The sequence below is a fragment of the uncultured Paraglaciecola sp. genome, assembly GCF_943787955.1.
Lineage (GTDB): Bacteria > Pseudomonadota > Gammaproteobacteria > Enterobacterales > Alteromonadaceae > Paraglaciecola.
This window is the reverse complement of record NZ_CALSOK010000021.1, coordinates 25938-46638: the sequence shown is the minus strand read 5'-3', so window position 1 is coordinate 46638 and position 20701 is coordinate 25938. Positions and strand designations below refer to the sequence as shown.

Here is a 20701-nt window from a genome sequence, read left to right as displayed (position 1 = left end):
ATTGTTACAGTAAAATATTAAGAGGCTGTTATACCCTTCATCCTTGAAACTGCACGTTTATTGGCTAAACTCATCCGCCCCCATCACTTAGTGAACTAAGCTCATGGGATTTCATTCGTTCGCCGTCGCGCAATTCCAATGATTTTGCGTATAGCAGTGTTTTTGCCGCTAACGCATCTTTTTTTATTTGTTGATGAAGTAACTCAAAAGAATCGAACTTCATTTCTTGCCTGATTTTACTCACTAAGGCCACAGAGATAAACTGGCCATACAAGTCACCGCTAAAATCAAACATGTGCACTTCTAATTGTGAACGTTGACCGTTCACAGTAGGTCTATGGCCAATATTCGCCACGCCCGAATAATGTTTATCTGCCACGGTGACGGTAACCGCAAACACACCATTTACAGGGGCCTTACAACGTTTTAATAAAACATTAGCTGTAGGGAAACCTATAGTTCGCCCTCTTTTATCACCATGCAATACCTTACCAGCAATAGTAAAGGGTCTACCTAACATCTGCTGAGCGAGTTCAAAATCGTTGTCGCTGAGGGCATTACGAACCGCAGTGGAGCTAATACGACAATTTTCAAGTCGAAAACTCTGAGTACTGACTACGTCAAATAAGCATTTCTTACCTTCTTCCAAAAGAGTAGAAAAGTCACCGACTCGGCCTTTACCAAAACGAAAATCATCACCCACTACCAAGTATTTAATGCCCAGTTTATCGACTAATAAACCTTTAACAAAATCAGTGGCACTAAAAGCAGCAAAATGTCGATCGAAAGTTACGCACAGCAAACGGTCAACACCTAAAGCTTTTAACTGAGTATATTTATCGCGAAGTAGACTTAAACGGGCAGGTGCCTTATCAGGAGTAAACAACTCTTCAGGTTGTGGTTCAAAAACCATCACTGTCGAAGGCAAACCTAATTCTTTAGCTTTTTCAACTACTTGGCTAAGTACAGCTTGGTGACCTAAATGCACCCCGTCAAACTTACCTATTGTTAATACACAACCGCGATGCTTATCACGAAGGTTATGAAGTCCACGTATCAGTTCCACTGCACTCTCTTTAAGCTCAAAGGCTTGCTATAAAAGCCCAAAGGCTTGCTGGAAATCAATCAAAGGGACGGATTATAACTGACTATAGACCGATTGAAAGCAGTAAACTTAAGGAATACTCATTTTTAAACAAAGGCGCGCATTAATTGCATTAGTTAGTGTTATTTTGTGACAACTTTTGATGTTGAGAAAGTCTGTTTTCTCACCCCTAGTATCAATAGGCTAATGACAAATACCGTTGCCCCGAATAAAATTAATTTAGCTAGCTCAAAAACCTTTTCGATTAATGAAAAATCAACCCAGTAGACGAGCATAGGGTTAAGCATAAAAATAACAATACCCATTAGGCTACTAGCAAACACGATTTTGACAATAAGAGTAATTGTCTGTGATGAGGCAATGTAAACGCCTCTCTTATGCAATGTTACGTAGAGAAGTAAGGCATTCATGAGGGCGGAAAGAGACGTTGCCATGGCCAAGCCTACATAGTCAAATGGCCAAACTAAAATGAAGTTAAACAACATATTCGCAGCCATACACCAAATCCCAAATTTAACAGGTGTCTTGATATCTTGTTTAGAGTAAAAGCCCGGAGCTAAAACCTTAACCAACATAAAACTCAATAAACCAAATGAATATGCCTTCAAGCTATGTGAAGCAAAAGTGGCATCTTGTGGGGTAAACTCACCACGCTGGAAAATAGTCAATAACATAGGCTCTGCCAGCATAAATAAACCTGTAGCGGCGGGGATACCCAATAAACACACCATTTTTACTGCCCAGTCAATATTAGCGCTAAACGCTTTATCATCTTTAGATACATGATTGTGTGACAAGGTCGGTAAGATAACAGTCGCTATAGCAATGCCAAATAATCCCAATGGAAACTCTAATAGACGGTCAGAGTAATAAAGCCATGATATCGAGCCGGTTCCAAGAAAACTTGCAATAACAGTATCAAACAATAAATTAAGTTGACCAACAGACACGCCAAAAAGCGCGGGAATGATTAATTTCCGCACTTTGATAATATCGGGGTCGTACCATCCCCATTTTGGTCTAACCAATAATCCTGCTTTAAATAAAAACGGTAATAAAAAAACTAATTGAAAAAAACCACCCAGAAACACTCCCCAGGCTAAAGCATACGCAGGCTCATCAAATCTTGGGGCTAAATAAATTGCGCAACTAATAATGGCGACATTGAGCAGTACTGGAGTAAAAGCAGCTACAGCAAACTTATTCAATGTATTAAGAATAGCACCGGCTAAACCGGTCAAAGATACAAATAACAAATAGGGAAACGTTATTTTTAGCATTAACGACGCCAGTTCAAACTTTTCTCCTGCTGGCTCCCCATTAACATATTCAACAAACCAACCCATTCCAAAAAGCGCTGCCAGTATTGGCGAAGCAACTACACCAACAACAGTAACCATGGTCACTATTACGCCTAAAGTGCCGCTGACTTTGGCAACAAATTGTTTTAAGTGTTCTTCATCACCTTCATGTTTAACATCAGCTAAAACGGGTATAAATGCCTGAGCAAATGCACCTTCAGCAAATAAACGCCGCAGAAAATTGGGGATTTTGTTGGCAAACAAGAATACATCAGCATTGGCACCTGCCCCCATTAAGTTGGCAATGACAGCGTCTCTTACTAAACCCAAAATACGCGAGATAAATGTCATAGCACTGACAATCATGCCTGATTTAAATAACTTACCTGACACCCAATTCTTCCTTACCAATAAAAGAGTTATTATGCTTCAACAACTAACAAAGAGTCTATTGATTCAGTCAGGCTTAGAAGGACTAATTTATGTCTGTAAAACAATTTTAATTGATTAAATTGAAAAAAATCCACTATATACCTATAAAACCCGCAAAACTAATTGACATAAACCCACTTGATCCTCATAATCCGCACCCTTGAATTTTGACTAGAATTTTTTTGGGAGTTCCAACTTGGCTAACATCAAGTCTGCTAAGAAACGTGCCATACAAGCGGAGAAGCGTCGCCAACATAACGCTAGCCGTCGCTCTATGACACGTACATCTTTGAAAAAAGTACTTTCTGCAATCGCCTCTGGTGATAAAGAAGCTGCTCAAGCTGCATTCACTGCAGCAACACCTTTAATTGACAGAATGGCAACTAAAGGTTTGATCCATAAAAATAAGGCTGCTCGTCATAAGAGCCGTCTTGCAGCACAAATTAAAGCTTTAGGTTAGATTTGTATTGTTTAAAAAAAAGCGCCGATGGCGCTTTTTTTATATCTGACACTTAAAATTTCATCTCAATTCTGACAACCATTTTTCTGCCCATGCAACAACTTCCACTTCCGGTTCAAGAGTTTCGGATGCATCAATTTCCAGTAGCTCTGTAATGGGCTTGCCTTTCAATTCAGTTAACAATTCGAAAATTTGTCGTCCTGCACCGCAGTATGTCTCACCATAACTACTATCACCAAGGCCGGCAACAGCAAAAGGTTTTTGTCCCATCAATGGAGATTGATCACGTAAGTCTTGAACAAAAAACTCTAAATTAGGCGGAATGTCACCCTGCCCTGTGGTTGAGCTAATAAACAATATAGACGAGACCTGTTTAAAGTCGTTCAGTGTCGGAACAGTAAACACTTCAGATTCTATTCCTTGCCCACTCAACATAGTTTTGACTTCTTCTGCCACATGTTGTGCATTGCCATAGACTGATCCTACAAAAATACCGATTTTACTCATATTAAAAATCCTAATTGTGTTGTGCTAATTTATTGAATTTTGGTTTTTGGAGATACCCTACACATCTACAATTTATTTATTTTGTGTATTTGATGGTGACTTACATGCCATTTTTCTAGTAAATCAAAAATATTCTTATCTAAATCGCAACGTAAAAATAACTGCGCTTTAGATACAGGGTGCGTTAGAAGCATTGACTTACATGTCAAAGCTAATTGATGAAAGTTAAATTGTTGTCGTATGAATGTATTGTGCTTACCGTCGCCGTGGGCGGTATCTCCGACAATAGGGTGGTTGATATGGGCTAAATGTCGCCGAAGCTGATGTTTACGACCTGTTTTAGGCGTTAGTTGCACCAATGAATACCGAGCAGATGCGTACTTACTCACAGCGAAGGGCAATTCAAACTTGTCTAGACAATTAAAACCTGTCACTGCTTGTTGCGCTGGTTTATCTAATTTAGTCATTTTATCAGCTATTTTGTCGTGTTTTTCCTTCAGTGCATAATCTATTTCACCTTCATCCATAATATGCCCTCGTACAATCGCCAGATAGGTTTTCTCAATTATTTGAGCGGCAAACTGTTCACCTAATTTTTTGGCAATATCAGCAGACAAAGCGAAAATCAATACACCGGAAGTTGGTTTGTCTAATCGATGAACTGGAAAAACATATTGACCAATTTGATCACGTAATAATTGAATGGCAAACTTAGTTTCTTGCTTATCCAGCATACTGCGATGCACTAAAAGCCCCAGAGGGTTATTAATAGCGACTAAATATTCATCTTGGTAAATAACAGAACGCTGCATGTTATGAAGGGGCAGAAATTAAATCAATTTGTCTTATCACTTCCATAAGCTTTGGCTTATTATAAGCAGTGCCAAAACGTTGTTGTGCCATTGGCAGCAGCTTAAAATCATCTGGCAATGTACTTTTGAAATTGACAATTACTATCATTTTTGGAATAAAAACAAACTGCAACCATTGTTCAAAAGACAAAGTGTCTAAGGCAAAGGGCAATATACTTTGAAGGGCTTTGTCTGGCGGTGTAGAACTCGACCACAACATCTCTTCTCGCAGACTTTGTTCCAATTTTATGATTAGAATTTCGACTTCTTTATGACTACGTGGCATGCTCAACTGTAATTACCTGAGGAAATAGATGTTATGTGTATTTTCTAATCATTTTAATTTTAATAAGCAAATAATGTACGTAATAATAACATGAGTCAGATCAATACTATCAGCGAATTTTTACTCCAAGCTGGCACAGACTATCGCGTTTTCGACATGGCTCGTGGTATCAGGCAACTTGAGTCTCAACTTTTTTTAGAGATCGAAAGTGCTACTTTGCCCGCTCCCTTCCCCAGACAACAGCATGCTTGGTTTGGTATTTTATTTTTTGACAAAAAAATGAGCCATGAACGTTATATTTGGTTTGTTAAATTACCTTTAGATGAACAGGGCTTAGTAATTGCTGCAGCACAACAACAGTTTTTGCAGCTAGTAGTAGAAGCATTAGGGCAGACGCTAGACAAGCAAAACAGTACAAATAATCAGCTGCCTGAAAACCCTTTTACATTTGTTCCCAACCAACAACAACTGGCTGACTTTAATAGTATCGGGCGAATTGAATTAGATATTCCCTTGTCAGAACACTTAGCTTTAGTTGAACAATATTTAACACATCCTGAACGACACGATTGGCGCACGCTTCCTCTGCAGGGAATAGCTGATTTTACCGCGTCTTTACAACACGGCCAACGCAGACATCTGTTGTTAAAACAATTCTCGACCTTACCCCCAGACATGCAATATGCTTTGTGTGCATCATTAGAGAATCATCAGATAGATGAAGATATTAGTAAATTGTTAATTAACTGGTATCACCAAGATGTCAGAGATGAAAAAAGATTACACAGTGTTCTCAGAGGACTGTGCCAAAGCCAAGATAAAACAGCAGTCAGTTCGCTGATATCTTCAGTACTCAATTCCTCAGACGGGCTAAAAAGTTCAGTACTAATGCTGATTGCCGCAAGGCATTGGCAATATTTAAAAGAATCAGCAATTCTGAGTATTTATGTCGAACTATTGGCAGTTTGCGAAGACACACCCTTCATTGGGTTGTATTCTGACTTAGTGCAAATACCAGAAGTACGGGAAGCTATGTTAGGGGTTTTACGCTGGCCCCAAAAGAGCACACAGCTCACGCACGCTATCGGTCAGCTATTTGGTCAAAATACACCATGAACTTATATGATTTAATATTACTTATTGTCATTTTTCTACTGGCAGCGATGTTTTGGCGTATTCGAGCCATATCCGAAGCTGTCAAAATACAGCTAGATGCCTACTGTGAAAGACAACAGTTGCAATTAATTAGTGTGGCCAGGGTAAAAACTCGTCTCGGAAGTTATAAAGGTAAGCTTGATTTTCACAGTGAGTTTGTCTTCGATTTTTCTGGAAATGGTGAAGATAGCTGTCAGGGTCAAGTGAATATGATTGGTCTAAAAGTACAAAATATCGATACACCAGCCTATCGAGTTGAGTAGTTTTGAGTGTGATGATAATGAACAGTTTGTGTTGTTAACAAAGTATAATTGAGTAGAAATGAAAAAGGCGTAGCCTGAAATTTTCAAGCCACGCCTTTTAGGAATTTTGAGATTCCCTCTCTGCTGTCCGTTGCAAAATTTGTCCTGAAAATATCCGTATTACGCCCTTTCCCTCTAGTCTCAATCATCCCGATGAGCCACTCATCCTAAGTGTGTCCTTATTCCTTACATCCCATAAACCCTAATGGGGCACCTTACTGGTGTATCCTAATCCTTTTACTTGGTGTTCCTTTTCAAGTATCACATCACTGTGAATCCTAATCCATAAGCTTTACATCCTTGCAAAGCACTCATCCTGAGTTCCTATCCTTTATCTCGTATCCTATACGAGGCACAGTCCATTGTGATCCTAATTCCTAAACTTTACATCCTTGCAAAGCACTCATCCTAAGTTCCTATCCTTTATCTCGTATCCTATACGAGGCACAGTCCATTGTGATCCCAGTTCCTAAGCTTTACATCCTTGCAAAGCACTCATCCTGAGTTCCTATCCTTTTGATGCAGCAGCCTTGCCGCAATTTCCTTCAATCCTAAAGTAGTCCAAGTTCATCCTTGATGTCTTCCTGACTCGTCGTGTTTCCTTGTGACAGGTGTAAATATAGAGGAACTAGGAAAGTTTACGAGGGGGTAAAAAAATAATATGGAAATATATTACGGACAAAAAAAAGGTGGACTGCTTTATTTGTTGTAAAACAATAAGTTGAAATTTTTGTAGGTGTAAAAGCAATATTAATTGACGACTTCACTTACGCCTTTGTACGAAATCTCTTACATGAAGATAGCGATATGCTTACAACCTAGTTTATTGGATTTCGCGAGGCCTGAACATCAAGTGTCCTTTAATCTGGCCTACGTCTAATTCTTCAACCAAATCGTAGTGACCATCTTCAAAAAAAGATAAGCATTTTGGCAATGTCACATACATACCAACCCCTTGACTATCCAAGTCTTCGAGCATAATACCTTCAATTGCACTCATCAATACATGTCCTAATCCATGATCTTGTTGATCAGGATGCACACCAATTAGAGACAACATGTGGAAGTGCTTGGCAGGCACACGGCTTCGCACTATAGTCTCTTTTTCGACCATTTGTTTGGTACCAAAATAACCTGCGGTCAAAAGCATTTTCAATCGCCAATGCCAAAATCTATTAGGACCTAATTTGGCATCAGGGTTCATTAAGCAAGCAACAGCAACCAATCGTGCATCATCAAACAAACCAATCATAGGCTGCTTAGCTAACCAAAAGGCATTTAATTCTTCTCTGATCGCTGAACGTAAACGAGATTCATATCCCTCTTTTTCGTATTGAAATATATCAACAAATAATGGGTCATCATAATAAGCGAGATACAATATTGATGCGGCAATCTTTAGATCTTCGGCCACTAAGTAAACCGCTTTTATGTTGGCCACGTCTGCGATTTGTTCTTCTTGCAATTCCATAACGATTGGTTCCTAGTATGTTATGCCCGTATTTTACCCTGTGGATGTTGACTTGTTAATCGTTTGTTGCAAATCAAAAAATCATTTATTAGAAACACATGTGTCGGGAAATACATCTGCGGTCTAATTGCTCACTGAGAAAATCAGTGAGCTAATGACTGATCAACATAAATGTTATAGGCGCTCTCGCCCCACCCTACCAATGCAGTATTTTTAAATATCAAAGGAGTACATTCATCTTGTGTAGTGACGCCGTCACCATCTTTACGTTGAGTTCGGTAATATAACACCTGATATGTATCGTTACCTTGGGTATAACGCTCATTAAAATCTGCAATACCCATGAGACTTAAAATTTGCTCATAAGTAGCATTTTGTTGTAATAGCGAAATATGTTTACGATTTTTTTGCTCTTTCTCTTGCCACTCAGAATGATGACCATATTCGCCATCAGTATTTACAGAAATAATACAGCCACTCAACCCAAGTGATAATCCCAATAATGCGGCGATTACTAATTTTTTCATTGATCGTTCCTTAATATTCATCATTTTAAAATGTTTAGTGTTAAGCGACTACAATAGTCAATTTGGCTATGAGTATTCAAAATTGAGGCCAAACCGTTAACCTTATGTTTTATATAAATATATGGTGATCACATGAACAAGTGGTTAATATTATATAAGTATTTCTGATAAAAATTTAGGACTTTTAACCAATCGAATGAGCAACATCGACTACATTATCAATTTGTGTTTTGACATTTCTGAGCAGGGTAAAACCCCTTCTGTGGCTTTAATCAGGAATATGGCTCATCACCCTTTAGCTATTCCCGAGGTCATTAAAGGTTTACGTCATTGGAAAGCAGACTCAAATGTCCGCCCTAAAGTCCAACACAAACAATTAAATGATGGTTCAGCCACCAACCAATCATTACAACAACGTGTCTCACAGCTTGAGACTCAAGTAGCGACTATAATGGAACAGCTAATTAGAATGTCGGATGGAGTATCGAATAAAAAGAACGGTTAATTCTTGGAAACTGACGGTTGTAAAGACTGAATAAAGACCGCTAGGTTTGCTGCCACTGCCTTTTTTGGTAAAAGTCCGACTTGCTCTAGCATCACTTCGCCGCTGGTGTTATCCACCGTAAGAATGTAATCATCTTCGTCTGTTAAGGCAACAAAGAGTGTCTCTGGTTGCTTCAACCTCCTTTTCATTAGTATGTGCCCAACCAGGTTTTGCTGTAATCGTTCAAAATCGTTCTGATTCCATGGCTGTAACAATTGTAAATAACCATTGCTTGACTCAGCACATAGATTATCGCTCCAATATGCAGAGTAATAACTGATAACATCTTGGTGAATTTTCATTTCTAAAGCTTTTTCTAAATCATTAAAGTTAGCTGACCCAGAGCGTTTAATAGGTTGCCAAGTAACTCTATCACCTACATTTCCTGGGGTTGTATAGCAGTCTGAAGGCCATTCATTATCATATTCAACTGTGACCATCTCAGGATAATTTTTTGCTGCAATCAAATATTTTTTAACATACTCATCTAACGCAGCTGTTACTTGTTTACTCATCAACATTCTCTTTAAACGCCACCATATATCCTGCTAATCTAACATCATTTTGAAAAAATGATATCTCAAGGTTTTGACCAAAGCAGTCATGAGGTAGACTTATCGGCACAAAGTGAACATAACAATAAAGAGTGAATGTGAGCGAAATAATTGATAAACAAACGACGCTTGTCGGATTAAGTTTAGGCAAAGCGACCGAGTACAGAGAAATATACTCGCCAGACTTGTTGCAAGCAGTTCCTAGAAGCATGAATAGGGTGGAGCTAAATTTAACGGCTGAATTGCCATTTTATGGCACTGATCGATGGAATGGCTACGAATTATCTTGGTTAAATTCGAAAGGTAAACCTCAAGTAGCTATTATGCGCTGTGAAGTACCAGTGTATTCACCAAATTTAATTGAGTCAAAATCATTTAAATTGTACTTAAATAGCTTTAATCAAAGCCATTTTGACTCTATAAGTCTAGTCGCTGAAGCCTTAACGAAAGACTTATCTCAATGCGCGGGGGAAAAGGTTCAAATCGAACTCTTTAAACCAGCAGCATTTTCCCAAATGCAAATTTCTAGCCTTGATGCGGTATCTATCGACGATTTAGATATAGAAGTGAAGAACTATCAACTTAATCCATCTAATTTAATCGCCGCCGGTAAACAGATTGAAGAAACTTTGACGAGTGATTTGCTTAAGTCAAATTGTCTGATAACCAATCAACCTGATTGGGGAAGTGTTTTCATTCGTTACCAAGGTCAACAAATAAACCACGAAGGATTATTACGTTACCTTATTTCATTTAGACAACATAATGAATTTCATGAACAATGTGTAGAGCGTATATTTTGTGACATCATGACTCATTGTAAACCTAAAAAGTTAAGCGTCTACGCAAGATATACCCGGCGTGGGGGGCTCGATATCAATCCGTTTAGAAGTAATTTCGAAAAAATATACCCAGAAGTAAGGCTGGCAAGACAATAAAGAGCCTATATGCACCAAAACAACTAAATTCAGGTGATTATGCATAAGATTCAACTCAATCCTATAGGGGCTATGAGCCAACTATCTCATATGGAAGTTAACTTGCTTAGCGAGTCTTCAGATAGTGACTTATACAAACTGTTTCGCAACTGCTGTTTAGCTGTTTTGTATAGTGGTGCTGAAATAGATGATTGTGAAAATATATTCGCTCCTCACCACAACTTTTCCGTCAATTTGATTAGCCGAGAAAGAGGAGTGAAAGTAGAGTTGGTAAACCCACCAGCTCATGCTTTTGTGGATGGAGAGTTAATAGAAGGTGTGCATGAACACATCTTTTGTGTGCTGCGTGATTTATTGCATATGGGCGCAAAGTATTCAGATCAGGCGCTACGGGTGATAACAGATTCTGATTACATTACACATACTGTATTTGATATGTTGCGCCATGCGCAAACTATCAAAAATACTGCAGAATTAAACATGGTGATATGTTGGGGTGGACATTCGATTGGAACTGTAGAATATCAATACACGAAAGAAGTAGGCTATCAGCTAGGCTTGCGAAAACTCAACATTTGTACTGGCTGTGGTCCAGGAGCCATGAAAGGGCCAATGAAAGGTGCCACCATAGGTCATGCCAAACAACGTTACAAAAATGGCCGTTACTTAGGCTTAACAGAGCCAGGGATCATAGCCGCCGAACCACCTAATGCAATCGTTAATGAACTAGTAATAATGCCAGATATCGAAAAACGCTTAGAAGCTTTTATTCGTTTATCCCATGCAATCGTTATCTTTCCGGGAGGAGCAGGCACGGCAGAAGAGCTGCTTTACCTAATTGGTATCATGTTGGATGACAAAAACAAAGAACAAGTATTACCTATCATTCTCACTGGGCCTGAGCAAAGTAAAGCTTACTTTGAATCCATTGACCATTTTATAGGTGAAGCATTGGGATCTGAAGCACAAAAGCTATATGAAATAGTCGTAGGCGACGCGGCAAAAGTAGCGCAGATTATTAAGCATAAAAATAGTTTAGTCAGGGATTACCGCAAACAAACTGGCGATTCATATGATTTTAATTGGTCACTAAAAATTGCTGCGGAGTTTCAGAGTCCTTTTATTCCAAATCATAGCAGCATGGCAGAACTCAACTTACATTTTAACCAACCTAAAACCGAACTTGCTGCAGCGTTAAGACAAGTTTTCTCTGGAATAGTCGCAGGCAATGTAAAGTCAGAGGGAATGGCTTTGATAAAAGAACATGGTCCCTTTCAACTTAAAGGAGAGCCCAAATTGATGAAGATGATGGACGACTTGTTAGAATCTTTTGTTGAACAACAAAGAATGAAACTACCTGGAAGCAAATATGTCCCTTGCTATCAAATAACTGAATAGTGAAAAAATAGAGACCAAACAGCCAAATTACTGAGGTCAGGGACTCAAAGTATCCATCAAACAAGCATAAACAAACGTAGAAGTAATATCACGCTAGGTTAACGAAAATTCACGTTCAACTCGCTGCAATTGATCAACAATTTTTATATGATTAGATTGGGCGTAGATAAGAAAGAAGCACATGAATAAAACAGTGGTTAAGAGAATTGGTATCGGTGTAGGTCTGTATGCCGCTTTTGTTATGGCGGTTATTATGTTTTATCCAGATACCCCAAAAGATATGGACTGGAAAGACCGCGAAGAATATAACAAGATCCAGATATCTAAGCTTGAATTAGGCCTTCAAAAAAAACAAGTTTTAGAGTTGTTAGGTAGCCCAGATATAACTGAAGCTAAGCGGAAAGATAATAATGAGCTACAAGTGATGTTTTATCGCACTCAGCACAAACAAGCCGATGGGATAACGACAGAAGACGAATGTACTGCACTACTTTTTGAGAACAACGAGCTGATTGCTTGGGGAGATAGTGCCTATCAATCCTATGTTGATGGCTAAAAAGCACTCTACCATCAGAAATAATTAAGCAACACAATGTTACACTGACAAAGTTGCTCAAAATTTATCGATGTACATCTCTAGACAGAAATTTACTGAAAGCATCACACCACTTTTGCAAAAAATTATTATGGTGCAGCCAAGTTGTATAAACTCCAATGACCAATTGTCATCAATCTCGCGCTCAATTCGGTTGTGTTTACCTATTTGTTAGCTGTAAGAAAGAAGTTTTATCCGCCGTTCACAATTCAGTTAATGTGTGGCTCATTGAGTATCCCCGCTAATTTCACTTTTTACTTAGCATAAGTTTATTCCTAACCTACGGAAGTTACTGTCAGAAACTGCGCGCTGCAATGGATCAACATTCTACGTCAAGGCAGGGTTACTTGAGCCAAGCACAGGCTCGTTTACTGGACATTAGCTGATTACTTTACGAACTAATCTGTTTCTACTATGTTTATTCTGATGCATTCGCATCAAAAAGGAATTAACAAGAGGGAACTATTTATGAAAAAACTCATTTTTATACTATTACTTTCGAGCGTATTTTTGACGATGTCGTCCAATTTAGCCATTGCTGATACGGCAAAAAGTAACGTTAGTCAAAAGCATATGACTAAGGTCAATGTCAATACAGCGTCTTTAGAACAATTAGTTTCTTTGCCAGGTGTTGGGAAGAAAAAAGCAGCCGCTATTATCGAATACCGCACAAAAAACGGTAAGTTTAAATCGGTAGAAGATCTAATGAACGTAAAAGGTGTAGGTGAAAAAATGCTTGAGAAGTTAAAAGAACAAGTAACAGCAGGTTAGATATAAGTGAAAATTTAGGCTGCTCATTATTCATATGAGCAGCCTAAATACTAAAGTGTTAAGTCTTTAAGAAATGCCTTAAATTCTGTACCCAATTCAGGATGACGCAAAGCATACTCCACATTCGCAGTCATATACCCTAATTTGCTACCACAATCATGGCTTCTACCTTTCATGTAATAAGCATCAACCTGTTCTGTTTTCATCAAAGAGGATATTGCATCAGTCAACTGCACTTCATCACCAGCCCCCGGAGGAGTGAATTCCAGCATATCCCAAATATGTCCAGATAAAACATAACGCCCGACTACCGCTAAATCAGACGGAGCATCTGCTAAGTCAGGTTTTTCGACCATATCGTGGATTTTACCCGACTCGCCTTGTGTTAACTCCAAGCCTTCTAAATCGACTATGCCATATTTACTCACATCTTCTTGAGGGACTTGCTCAACCATGATCTGGCTAACACGGCTGGTATTAAATTTAGCGACCATATCCGCCAAATTGTCTTTTTTAAGGTTACTGGTGTATTCATCGATAATGACATCAGGAAGCACCACTGCAAAGGGAGCATCACCTATCATAGGACGCGCACAAAGCACAGCGTGGCCTAAGCCTTTTGCTACACCTTGGCGCACATGCATGATGGTTACGTCCTTAGGGCAAATAGCTTGTACAGCCTCTAGCAATTGACGTTTAACCCTTTTCTCCAAGGTGGCTTCGAGCTCAAAACTGGTATCAAAATGATTTTCAATACTATTTTTACTGGCATGGGTGACCAATATAATTTCTTTTATCCCCGCTGCAACACACTCGGCTACCACGTATTGTATGAGTGGCTTATCCACCACAGGCAACATTTCTTTAGGAATGGCCTTAGTGGCTGGCAACATTCTTGTTCCCAATCCCGCTACTGGGATAACTGCTTTTTTAACTTGACTCATATTAGTGTTCCTTTACTGATAAACCACGACCAATTCCGTAGTAACGCAATCCATATTCCATCATTAATGTAGGCTCAAACAAATTACGCCCATCAAACAGCAATGGCATAGATAGCGATTGCTTTATTAACTCAAAATCTGGGGCTCTGAAAGCTTGCCATTCAGTACATATTACTAAAAAGTCTGAACCTTCTAATGCTGCTTCTTTCGTTCCCATCAACGCCAGATCATCACGACTACCATAAATACGCTGGGTTTCTTCCATAGCCTCAGGATCATAAGCTTTGACAGTGGCGCCTGCTGCCCATAATTTTTCCATAAGAACACGGCTCGAAGCTTCACGCATATCATCAGTGTTAGGTTTAAATGATAACCCCCACAATGCCACTTTCTTGCCTTTCAAATCACCAGAAAAATGTTGAGAAATATATTCAAATAATTTTTCTTTTTGCGCATAGTTAACGGCTTCGACAGCTTCCAAGACTCGAGCGGTATAACCTGCAGCCGTTGCACTTCTTGCAAGCGCTTGCACATCTTTGGGGAAACAAGAGCCGCCATAACCACAACCCGGATAAATAAACTGATAACCAATGCGTGGGTCTGACCCTATGCCACGGCGCACATTTTCAATATCCGCACCAAAGACTTCCGCAAGGTTAGACATCTCATTCATAAAACTAATTTTGGTGGCCAACATACAATTTGCCGCATACTTAGTTAGCTCGGCACTACGAATGTCCATTACAATGATTTTGTCGTGGTTACGGTTAAAAGGTGAGTACAATTCTCGGAGTGTCTTCTCTGCTGACTCGCTGTCAGTCCCTAAAATGATACGGTCAGGACGCATGCAGTCATTCACTGCCGCTCCTTCTTTTAAAAACTCAGGATTAGACACCACATCAAACGTCACAGATTTACTCGCATCAGATAAAGTATTGGCAATCTTAGCTTTCACTTTATCTGCCGTACCGACAGGCACAGTGGACTTATTAATCACAACCTTATGGGATGCCATATGTGTAGCTATTGTCTCTGCTACTGCTAATACATATTTAAGATCAGCTGAACCGTCCTCATCAGGAGGCGTTCCTACTGCAATAAAAATCACCTCCCCATGCGCGACTCCACGAGCAGCATCGGTAGTGAAGTCTACCCTTCCAGCGTCGTAATTAGACTTAACCAGAGGTGTTAAACCTGGCTCAAAAATAGGGACGTTCCCTTCCTTTAATTGGTCGACTTTATTCTGATCAATGTCAATACACACCACATCATGACCCACCTCAGCCATTACGGCAGCTTGCACTAAACCTACATAGCCAATTCCAAATACTGTTACTTTCATCTAATTAAAATCCTTTGACCAAAAATTCAAACATATAATAACTAAGTTTATAATGAAAAATGCCCAATGACAGCAAAAACAGAATCTAAACGCAACATCTGTTTTAATTAGATTTTCAATGATGAGATTTAATTGAGCAAAGCAACCATTGATAACATCACCTTATCTATGGTAATAATCGTTAAGTTATCCTTTAGGTGGCATTAATAAGTATGATTATGAATAAGGCCTTTTGAAAAAGCACATAAAATAGTCCATTAATTTATCAACCATTCCATTAATAATTATTGAGGTTGGAAAATTATTGAACTAGAATACAAAAAACATTTAAATTTTATCTGAGGGAATCGTTATGAAAAAAATTATTATTGTTGCGACAGCAGCTTTATGTCTAGCAGGTAATGTGTCTGCTAAGGAAAATCCTGGCGGCGATGATGCGTCTGATTCTGCATTTGGTTATTTAAATGGAAAGAAGGTTGTTGCTGCTGCAGTTGGACTTGGCATAGTGGGTGCAGTGGTTGCTAACAACCGTGGAAGTGCACCAGTAATTATTGTTGAGCCTCCTGGTCCTGGTCCTGGTCCTGGTCCTGGTCCTGGTCCAGAGTGTGGTGCTGGCGAAGAGTTAATAGACGGTGTTTGTGTTCCAGTTACAACAACTACTACTGTTACAACAACTGTAACAAACACAGTTACGAATGCAGTTACTAATACAATTGCGCCCCCTGTAACAGTTACAGCTACAACAACACTTTAATAGTTAAGTTTTTTAGATAGCCGCCTCAAGGCGGCTTTTTTATTATTGTTTTTAGTCACCATTAATCCGGATATATAACCCATCATAAACGTGAAAACATTCCTGACTTGTGTGTTAATTACAATATTAACGAGCAGTTGCAGCGGCACTTACAAAGCATATTATCAGACATTAAAAATCGCTTTCTCTACTCAAAAAGAAACTGACTTAACATTGGATCAGGTGCAAAAATCAGATATTGACGTTATTTCGGTGAAACGCGGGAAGCGACCAGTCGCCATTTTGGCATTAGCTTACCTAGAAAACAATCACCATAAGTGGGTATCAAGTGACAACACAATGCTTATTATGGATAAAGGCCGCATAAAACGCACATTAGGCTTAAATAAAAACCTACTGCATTTATCAAACACCGATTTTGATCCTCTAAAGTCACTTCCCAATCACTCAACCGATAAGCAGCAAATATGGCTACGCAGAGTAGATTTGACAGGTGATGAATATGGCTACCCCGTAGAATCGACATTTAGCCAAGTATCGCCCGTTACAATACAAGCCCTAAGCCTCAATGTAGAAGCAATTTTATATGTAGAAACGTTGAGTTATAAGGCCCCTGCAAACTATCTCCGATTCAATCAAATATGGCAAAATTTTTTCTGGTACACAAAAAGAGGTGAGCTGGTAAAAAGTATACAAAAGATTTCACCTCTTTCTGAACCCCTAGAAATAACTTACCTAAGTCGAATTGCACGACTGAATCAATAGTCATCGGATAAAACAATAATGAAAAAACCCGTTTTGATGTGTTTATTGCTATTAAGCAACCTTACATTAAATACTGTAATGGCTTCAGTAACTGTGGCTGTAGGTAAAGAGCAGTACATATTTTCACACGAGCCTCGCTTAATTGAAATTTTAGCTCCCATAGCGAATCAACGAGACTGGTATTGGCCAGGTGCAGTCTTGTTTGAAGAAGATGGGAGTCAATTAGAAAAAACACGTCAGTTGTTACTTAACAATCTTTCGACACTTTTCAATCGCTACCAATCAGAAAAGCCAAACCTAGCACTATCCATAAAACAGCTAAAAATTACTATATCTAGTTGGTGTTTAGCTCGAAGATTACCTATTGCTATAGATTACGATTTAGCTCGAATTGTTGCTGCAGCAAATCCCCAACTTCCTCATGGTAAATTTATATTAGAGCTGACGGAACGAAAGAATACTTTACAGTTGTTTGGTGCTATTAAGAAAACAACTGAAGTAACTCATCTTGACAATGCCGATGTCAGTATGTATTTACCGGATCAAATCAGATCTGATTTGGCTAATAGAGACTTTTTAATACTAATTCAGGCTGATGGCCGCACAATAAAAACACCCATTGCTTATTGGAATAAAGCTCATCAAGAAGCTATGCCTGGCAGCCAACTATTTATTCCCTTTAGTCAGTCGTTACTTCAACCAGAGTTCGCCATTATCAATCAACAAATAATGTCATTAGCACTAAATAGGCTGCAGCAATGAAATTTAAGATAAACAATAATCCAATGAAATTATACCTATTCTTTATAATTTCATTGGTGCTTTGTTCTTATTTGCAAGCACAAGAAACCAGCGAAGCATGGAACCTTTCACCTGTGGGCAGTTCTTTGATGGTCCACGGTGGAACTGGATTGATCCAAACTCCCACATCACGCATGTTAGCAGATGGCGATTTACGTGTGAGTTATACCGATAACAACGAGTACCGATTTTGGTCCGCAACGATACAACTATTCCCTTGGTTGCAATCAACTTTGCGCTACACTGATGCGCGCACACGCTTGTATAGCAAATTCCCAGGCTTTAGTGGAAACCAAACACTCAAAGATAAAGGCATAGATGCCAAGTTTCGTTTATTAAAAGAAAGTCATTATCTACCAGAGCTGTCACTTGGCTTTAGAGATTTTGGTGGAACAGGCTTTTTTGAAAGTGAATTTATCGGCTTAAGTAAACATGTAGGTGATTTTGACATTCACATCAACATGGGTTGGGGCTACATAGGTACCTCAGGAAATACGGCCAATCCATTTTGTGATATAAACCAAAAGTTTTGCGAGCGTCCAGATGGATTTAACGGCCGTGGTGGTAAAATTGATTATCAACGATTTTTCAAAGGACCAGCCTCAATATTTGGGGGGGTAGAATATCAAACCCCCTGGGCGCCCTTGCGTTTAAAATTTGAATACGAAGGTAACAACTATATTGATGACCGCGCAGGTTCGCTAGATCAAGATAGTAATTGGAATATTGGCGCAGCGTACACTTGGAATGATTTTGACTTCAGTGTCAACTACCAGCGAGGTAATACTATAGGTTTTGGAGTCAATTATAATTTTAACTTGCATACTATCCGGCAGGTTAAAATTGACAACCCACCCCGTCAACTTAAAGCCAAAACCAACGATTTTCCTATCGAACAGGTAAACCGTAATAGACTAATAAAAGACCTTTACTATCAAGCAGGTTTTGCACTTGACGACTCGAATTTCACATCAGACTCGCTAACAGTGTTTGGCCAACAGACCAGCTACCGCGATAATGATGAAGCAATTGAAAGGATGGGGCGTATTATGGCCTATGAGCTGCCAGAATCCGTAAAAGAATATCGAATTGTTAATACATTAGGATCTATTCCTTTAGTGGAGACAGTCATTGACGCTGACATGTTTAAGATGCAAGCCAAATACCAGTCTTTAGAACCCAACTTAGCTAGTTCATACCAGCGACAATCTGTTAGTGAAGAATCCATTATTAACTACGATCCATTATTTACGGCTGGTTTTTTCAGCGGTATCGAAGCCTTTTGGATCCAGACATTTGGTAACCCAGAAGACTTTTATTTATATCAAGCTGGTGTCTTAGTAATTGGGGGGTATAGCTTTAATGGTAAAAGCAGTATCGCAGGTACGATTAAAGTCAATTTATTTGAAAATTTCGATAAATTCAACTTCACTACAGACGGTGCACTAAGCACCTTACCAAGAGTTAGAACCCGTGCAAGAGAGTATGTATCAAACCGTGAGGTAACCATGGAAAACTTGTTCTTACACTGGAACGATCGTATTACTCCTAATTTATATGCCCAAGTTTATGGTGGATATTTAGAGACGATGTTTGGTGGGGTTGGTGCTGAACTACTCTATCGTCCAGTGGATAGTAATCTGACTTTTGGTTTTGATTTGAATTACGTACAACAGCGGTCATACGAAAATGACTTTGATTTTTTCGATTATAAGGTACTAACCGGACACGCAAATATATATTGGCAGCCACAATTTTTAGCTGGCACTTTATTGACATTAAATATTGGTCAATATTTAGCCAAAGACAAAGGGGTAACTGTAGACTTTGCTAAACGATTTGACAGTGGCGTTGTTGTAGGCGCATATGCAGCTTTTACTGACGTCAGTGCAGAAGAATATGGCGAAGGTAGTTTTACCAAAGGTTTTTACTTATCTATTCCTTTTGACTTATTCTCGCTCAAGCCAGCTAAAGGCGCAGGTCGATTACCTTGGATACCCATAGCAAGAGATGGTGGACAGGCACTAGCTCGCCCAATTTCACTTTACAATGTAACAGAAGAACGTTCACATTTTTAACAATAATTGTAACTTCCACTTGATTAAACATAATGTGGATGGAGCCTAGACTAAAACGGTAATAATGAGTTAAATCCGAGCATACCTATGGAGGCGTGAGGTCTGGTTATAATTGGCTGTTGTGATTGATATGTATTCGCGAAAAGTAGTGGGTTGGAGCATGAGTTAACGCATGCAAGCACAATTAGTTATTAATCCGTTAAGAAGGGCTATTTGGTAGCGTAAACCTAAAGCGGGTTTGATTATGCATACTGAACGAGGCTCGTAATATGCGAGTCATCAATATAGAAACGGGCTATCGGCCCACTGTATCAAAGGCAGTATGAGTAGCAAAGGCGATTGCTGAGACAATGTTGTGGCAGAAAGCTCCTTCGTAAGCCTGAAAAATGCTGACCACGTCACTAATTATGACTGGGACTTAAGGACTTTAACCAACTTGCTGGTTGTCTTAACTGCCTTTTTATTTGTTACACTTCTACGTGCATAAAGGTTTGAGCATGAATATTGTGTTTCGTACAATATTCATACGCTTTTAAACCACTGACTTGTTGAGCAGCAACCTTGTTTTCGCACTTATCTGATGTTTGGCGTTGTTGTCGCATAATATTCTTGATTAATTATCAAAGATATCATTCTGAAATACTAGGTTGATATCTAAAAGACAGCCTTTGCTTGACGCTTGCATCATCCTCCTTAAAGCAGGTTTTTCTTTATAACTACAACTGTTAATGGCATAATCTTATGCTTTAAAAGCATATTTAAAGACTTTATAACGTTACTTATTGACATCAATCTTTACATCCATCATTTCAAGGGTCTT

General features: G+C 39.0%; 23 protein-coding genes and 1 pseudogene. 13 read left to right on the top strand and 11 right to left on the bottom strand.

Annotated elements, in window-relative coordinates:
- Positions 1 to 70: 70 nt before the first annotated feature.
- Together ribF and murJ are read right to left on the bottom strand one after the other, a co-directional pair.
- The gene (gene ribF / locus Q0Y52_RS17650; RefSeq protein ID WP_297823846.1) at positions 71 to 1066 is read right to left on the bottom strand and encodes a bifunctional riboflavin kinase/FAD synthetase; all 996 of its coding nucleotides are present in this window, start codon (positions 1064 to 1066) and stop codon (positions 71 to 73) included.
- Between the two features lie 161 nt (positions 1067 to 1227).
- On the bottom strand, positions 1228 to 2799 hold the full coding sequence (gene murJ / locus Q0Y52_RS17645; protein WP_297823845.1) for a murein biosynthesis integral membrane protein MurJ: 1572 nt from the start codon (positions 2797 to 2799) through the stop codon (positions 1228 to 1230).
- Positions 2800 to 3034: 235 nt separating this feature from the next.
- Between murJ and rpsT the strand changes: the two genes are divergently transcribed.
- Positions 3035 to 3298, top strand: coding sequence for a 30S ribosomal protein S20 (gene rpsT / locus Q0Y52_RS17640; protein ID WP_101197073.1), 264 nt, complete (start codon positions 3035 to 3037; stop codon positions 3296 to 3298).
- A gap of 60 nt (positions 3299 to 3358) precedes the next feature.
- On the opposite strand, the gene Q0Y52_RS17635 is transcribed toward rpsT, so the two are convergent.
- From Q0Y52_RS17635 to Q0Y52_RS17625, 3 genes are all read right to left on the bottom strand, one after another.
- Positions 3359 to 3805 carry a flavodoxin gene (locus Q0Y52_RS17635; RefSeq protein WP_297823844.1) on the bottom strand — a complete coding sequence of 149 codons (447 nt, stop codon included), beginning with the start codon at positions 3803 to 3805 and terminating at the stop codon, positions 3359 to 3361.
- Between the two features lie 65 nt (positions 3806 to 3870).
- Entirely contained in the window at positions 3871 to 4617 is a 747-nt protein-coding gene (gene truC / locus Q0Y52_RS17630; protein WP_297823843.1) for a tRNA pseudouridine(65) synthase TruC, read from the bottom strand.
- 1 nt (position 4618) lies between these two features.
- Positions 4619 to 4942 (bottom strand): YqcC family protein, encoded by a 324-nt coding sequence (locus tag Q0Y52_RS17625; protein ID WP_297823842.1) that lies wholly within the window; start codon positions 4940 to 4942, stop codon positions 4619 to 4621.
- Between the two features lie 90 nt (positions 4943 to 5032).
- On the opposite strand from Q0Y52_RS17625, the gene Q0Y52_RS17620 reads away from it, so the two are divergent.
- Together Q0Y52_RS17620 and Q0Y52_RS17615 are read left to right on the top strand one after the other, a co-directional pair.
- Complete coding sequence (locus Q0Y52_RS17620) at positions 5033 to 6058, top strand: DUF3549 family protein (RefSeq protein WP_297823841.1); 1026 nt, start codon at positions 5033 to 5035, stop codon at positions 6056 to 6058.
- Entirely contained in the window at positions 6055 to 6360 is a 306-nt protein-coding gene (locus Q0Y52_RS17615; RefSeq protein ID WP_297823840.1) for a DUF3301 domain-containing protein, read from the top strand. Before Q0Y52_RS17620 ends, Q0Y52_RS17615 begins: the two co-directional genes overlap by 4 nt.
- Before the next feature lie 862 nt (positions 6361 to 7222).
- Here Q0Y52_RS17615 and Q0Y52_RS17610 read toward each other — a convergent pair.
- Together Q0Y52_RS17610 and Q0Y52_RS17605 are read right to left on the bottom strand one after the other, a co-directional pair.
- Positions 7223 to 7870 (bottom strand): GNAT family N-acetyltransferase, encoded by a 648-nt coding sequence (locus Q0Y52_RS17610; protein ID WP_297823839.1) that lies wholly within the window; start codon positions 7868 to 7870, stop codon positions 7223 to 7225.
- A 143-nt stretch (positions 7871 to 8013) separates the two neighbouring features.
- The gene (locus Q0Y52_RS17605) at positions 8014 to 8397 is read right to left on the bottom strand and encodes a DUF3192 domain-containing protein (RefSeq protein ID WP_297823838.1); all 384 of its coding nucleotides are present in this window, start codon (positions 8395 to 8397) and stop codon (positions 8014 to 8016) included.
- 196 nt (positions 8398 to 8593) lie between these two features.
- Here Q0Y52_RS17605 and Q0Y52_RS17600 point away from each other — a divergent pair, with 196 nt between their 5' ends.
- On the top strand, positions 8594 to 8902 hold the full coding sequence (locus Q0Y52_RS17600; protein WP_297823837.1) for a hypothetical protein: 309 nt from the start codon (positions 8594 to 8596) through the stop codon (positions 8900 to 8902).
- On the opposite strand, the gene syd is transcribed toward Q0Y52_RS17600, so the two are convergent.
- Positions 8899 to 9462 carry a SecY-interacting protein gene (gene syd, locus Q0Y52_RS17595; protein ID WP_297823836.1) on the bottom strand — a complete coding sequence of 188 codons (564 nt, stop codon included), beginning with the start codon at positions 9460 to 9462 and terminating at the stop codon, positions 8899 to 8901. The two genes, Q0Y52_RS17600 and syd, sit on opposite strands and share 4 nt — an antisense overlap.
- A 131-nt stretch (positions 9463 to 9593) precedes the next feature.
- Between syd and queF the strand changes: the two genes are divergently transcribed.
- From queF to Q0Y52_RS17575, 4 genes are all read left to right on the top strand, one after another.
- Positions 9594 to 10433 carry an NADPH-dependent 7-cyano-7-deazaguanine reductase QueF gene (gene queF, locus Q0Y52_RS17590; RefSeq protein WP_297823835.1) on the top strand — a complete coding sequence of 280 codons (840 nt, stop codon included), beginning with the start codon at positions 9594 to 9596 and terminating at the stop codon, positions 10431 to 10433.
- A 39-nt stretch (positions 10434 to 10472) separates the two neighbouring features.
- Positions 10473 to 11831 carry a nucleotide 5'-monophosphate nucleosidase PpnN gene (ppnN, locus tag Q0Y52_RS17585; protein ID WP_297823834.1) on the top strand — a complete coding sequence of 453 codons (1359 nt, stop codon included), beginning with the start codon at positions 10473 to 10475 and terminating at the stop codon, positions 11829 to 11831.
- Between the two features lie 181 nt (positions 11832 to 12012).
- Entirely contained in the window at positions 12013 to 12387 is a 375-nt protein-coding gene (locus Q0Y52_RS17580) for a DUF3192 domain-containing protein (protein ID WP_297823833.1), read from the top strand.
- A gap of 507 nt (positions 12388 to 12894) precedes the next feature.
- A complete protein-coding gene (locus tag Q0Y52_RS17575) occupies positions 12895 to 13197 on the top strand; it encodes a helix-hairpin-helix domain-containing protein (protein WP_297823832.1) in 303 nt (100 codons plus the stop codon).
- Positions 13198 to 13247: 50 nt separating this feature from the next.
- Here Q0Y52_RS17575 and galU read toward each other — a convergent pair whose 3' ends face one another.
- Positions 13248 to 14141, bottom strand: coding sequence for a UTP--glucose-1-phosphate uridylyltransferase GalU (gene galU / locus Q0Y52_RS17570; protein WP_297823831.1), 894 nt, complete (start codon positions 14139 to 14141; stop codon positions 13248 to 13250).
- A gap of 1 nt (position 14142) precedes the next feature.
- The gene (locus Q0Y52_RS17565) at positions 14143 to 15483 is read right to left on the bottom strand and encodes a UDP-glucose/GDP-mannose dehydrogenase family protein (RefSeq protein ID WP_297823830.1); all 1341 of its coding nucleotides are present in this window, start codon (positions 15481 to 15483) and stop codon (positions 14143 to 14145) included.
- Between the two features lie 352 nt (positions 15484 to 15835).
- Between Q0Y52_RS17565 and Q0Y52_RS17560 the strand changes: the two genes are divergently transcribed.
- The 5 genes and pseudogenes from Q0Y52_RS17560 to Q0Y52_RS17540 all read left to right on the top strand — a co-directional run.
- Positions 15836 to 16237 (top strand): hypothetical protein, encoded by a 402-nt coding sequence (locus Q0Y52_RS17560; RefSeq protein WP_297823829.1) that lies wholly within the window; start codon positions 15836 to 15838, stop codon positions 16235 to 16237.
- Between the two features lie 111 nt (positions 16238 to 16348).
- On the top strand, positions 16349 to 17002 hold the full coding sequence (locus tag Q0Y52_RS17555) for a YjbF family lipoprotein (protein WP_297823828.1): 654 nt from the start codon (positions 16349 to 16351) through the stop codon (positions 17000 to 17002).
- 18 nt (positions 17003 to 17020) lie between these two features.
- The gene (locus tag Q0Y52_RS17550; protein ID WP_297823826.1) at positions 17021 to 17764 is read left to right on the top strand and encodes a capsule biosynthesis GfcC family protein; all 744 of its coding nucleotides are present in this window, start codon (positions 17021 to 17023) and stop codon (positions 17762 to 17764) included.
- Positions 17765 to 17892: 128 nt separating this feature from the next.
- Positions 17893 to 19881, top strand: a complete 1989-nt coding sequence (locus tag Q0Y52_RS17545) for a YjbH domain-containing protein (RefSeq protein ID WP_297823910.1) — start codon at positions 17893 to 17895, stop codon at positions 19879 to 19881.
- An 85-nt stretch (positions 19882 to 19966) separates the two neighbouring features.
- A pseudogene (locus Q0Y52_RS17540) lies at positions 19967 to 20224 on the top strand (DDE-type integrase/transposase/recombinase); the annotation flags it as partial.
- Positions 20225 to 20348: 124 nt separating this feature from the next.
- Here Q0Y52_RS17540 and Q0Y52_RS17535 read toward each other — a convergent pair.
- Positions 20349 to 20483 carry a hypothetical protein gene (locus Q0Y52_RS17535; RefSeq protein WP_297823825.1) on the bottom strand — a complete coding sequence of 45 codons (135 nt, stop codon included), beginning with the start codon at positions 20481 to 20483 and terminating at the stop codon, positions 20349 to 20351.
- Positions 20484 to 20701 lie beyond the last annotated feature (218 nt).

Bases quoted from the DNA above. Each gene is read 5' to 3' on its own strand.
- Q0Y52_RS17615 (WP_297823840.1), top strand. From the start codon at position 6,055: ATGAACTTATATGATTTAATATTACTTATTGTCATTTTTCTACTGGCA.
- syd (WP_297823836.1), bottom strand. From the start codon at position 9,462: ATGTTGATGAGTAAACAAGTAACAGCTGCGTTAGATGAGTATGTTAAA.
- Q0Y52_RS17635 (WP_297823844.1), bottom strand. From the start codon at position 3,805: ATGAGTAAAATCGGTATTTTTGTAGGATCAGTCTATGGCAATGCACAA.
- Q0Y52_RS17610 (WP_297823839.1), bottom strand. From the start codon at position 7,870: ATGGAATTGCAAGAAGAACAAATCGCAGACGTGGCCAACATAAAAGCG.
- Q0Y52_RS17600 (WP_297823837.1), top strand. From the start codon at position 8,594: ATGAGCAACATCGACTACATTATCAATTTGTGTTTTGACATTTCTGAG.
- truC (WP_297823843.1), bottom strand. From the start codon at position 4,617: ATGCAGCGTTCTGTTATTTACCAAGATGAATATTTAGTCGCTATTAAT.
- Q0Y52_RS17550 (WP_297823826.1), top strand. From the start codon at position 17,021: ATGAAAAAACCCGTTTTGATGTGTTTATTGCTATTAAGCAACCTTACA.
- Q0Y52_RS17565 (WP_297823830.1), bottom strand. From the start codon at position 15,483: ATGAAAGTAACAGTATTTGGAATTGGCTATGTAGGTTTAGTGCAAGCT.
- Q0Y52_RS17560 (WP_297823829.1), top strand. From the start codon at position 15,836: ATGAAAAAAATTATTATTGTTGCGACAGCAGCTTTATGTCTAGCAGGT.
- Q0Y52_RS17620 (WP_297823841.1), top strand. From the start codon at position 5,033: ATGAGTCAGATCAATACTATCAGCGAATTTTTACTCCAAGCTGGCACA.
- Q0Y52_RS17535 (WP_297823825.1), bottom strand. From the start codon at position 20,483: ATGCGACAACAACGCCAAACATCAGATAAGTGCGAAAACAAGGTTGCT.
- Q0Y52_RS17575 (WP_297823832.1), top strand. From the start codon at position 12,895: ATGAAAAAACTCATTTTTATACTATTACTTTCGAGCGTATTTTTGACG.
- ppnN (WP_297823834.1), top strand. From the start codon at position 10,473: ATGCATAAGATTCAACTCAATCCTATAGGGGCTATGAGCCAACTATCT.
- Q0Y52_RS17580 (WP_297823833.1), top strand. From the start codon at position 12,013: ATGAATAAAACAGTGGTTAAGAGAATTGGTATCGGTGTAGGTCTGTAT.
- Q0Y52_RS17545 (WP_297823910.1), top strand. From the start codon at position 17,893: ATGGTCCACGGTGGAACTGGATTGATCCAAACTCCCACATCACGCATG.
- Q0Y52_RS17605 (WP_297823838.1), bottom strand. From the start codon at position 8,397: ATGAAAAAATTAGTAATCGCCGCATTATTGGGATTATCACTTGGGTTG.
- galU (WP_297823831.1), bottom strand. From the start codon at position 14,141: ATGAGTCAAGTTAAAAAAGCAGTTATCCCAGTAGCGGGATTGGGAACA.
- Q0Y52_RS17625 (WP_297823842.1), bottom strand. From the start codon at position 4,942: ATGCCACGTAGTCATAAAGAAGTCGAAATTCTAATCATAAAATTGGAA.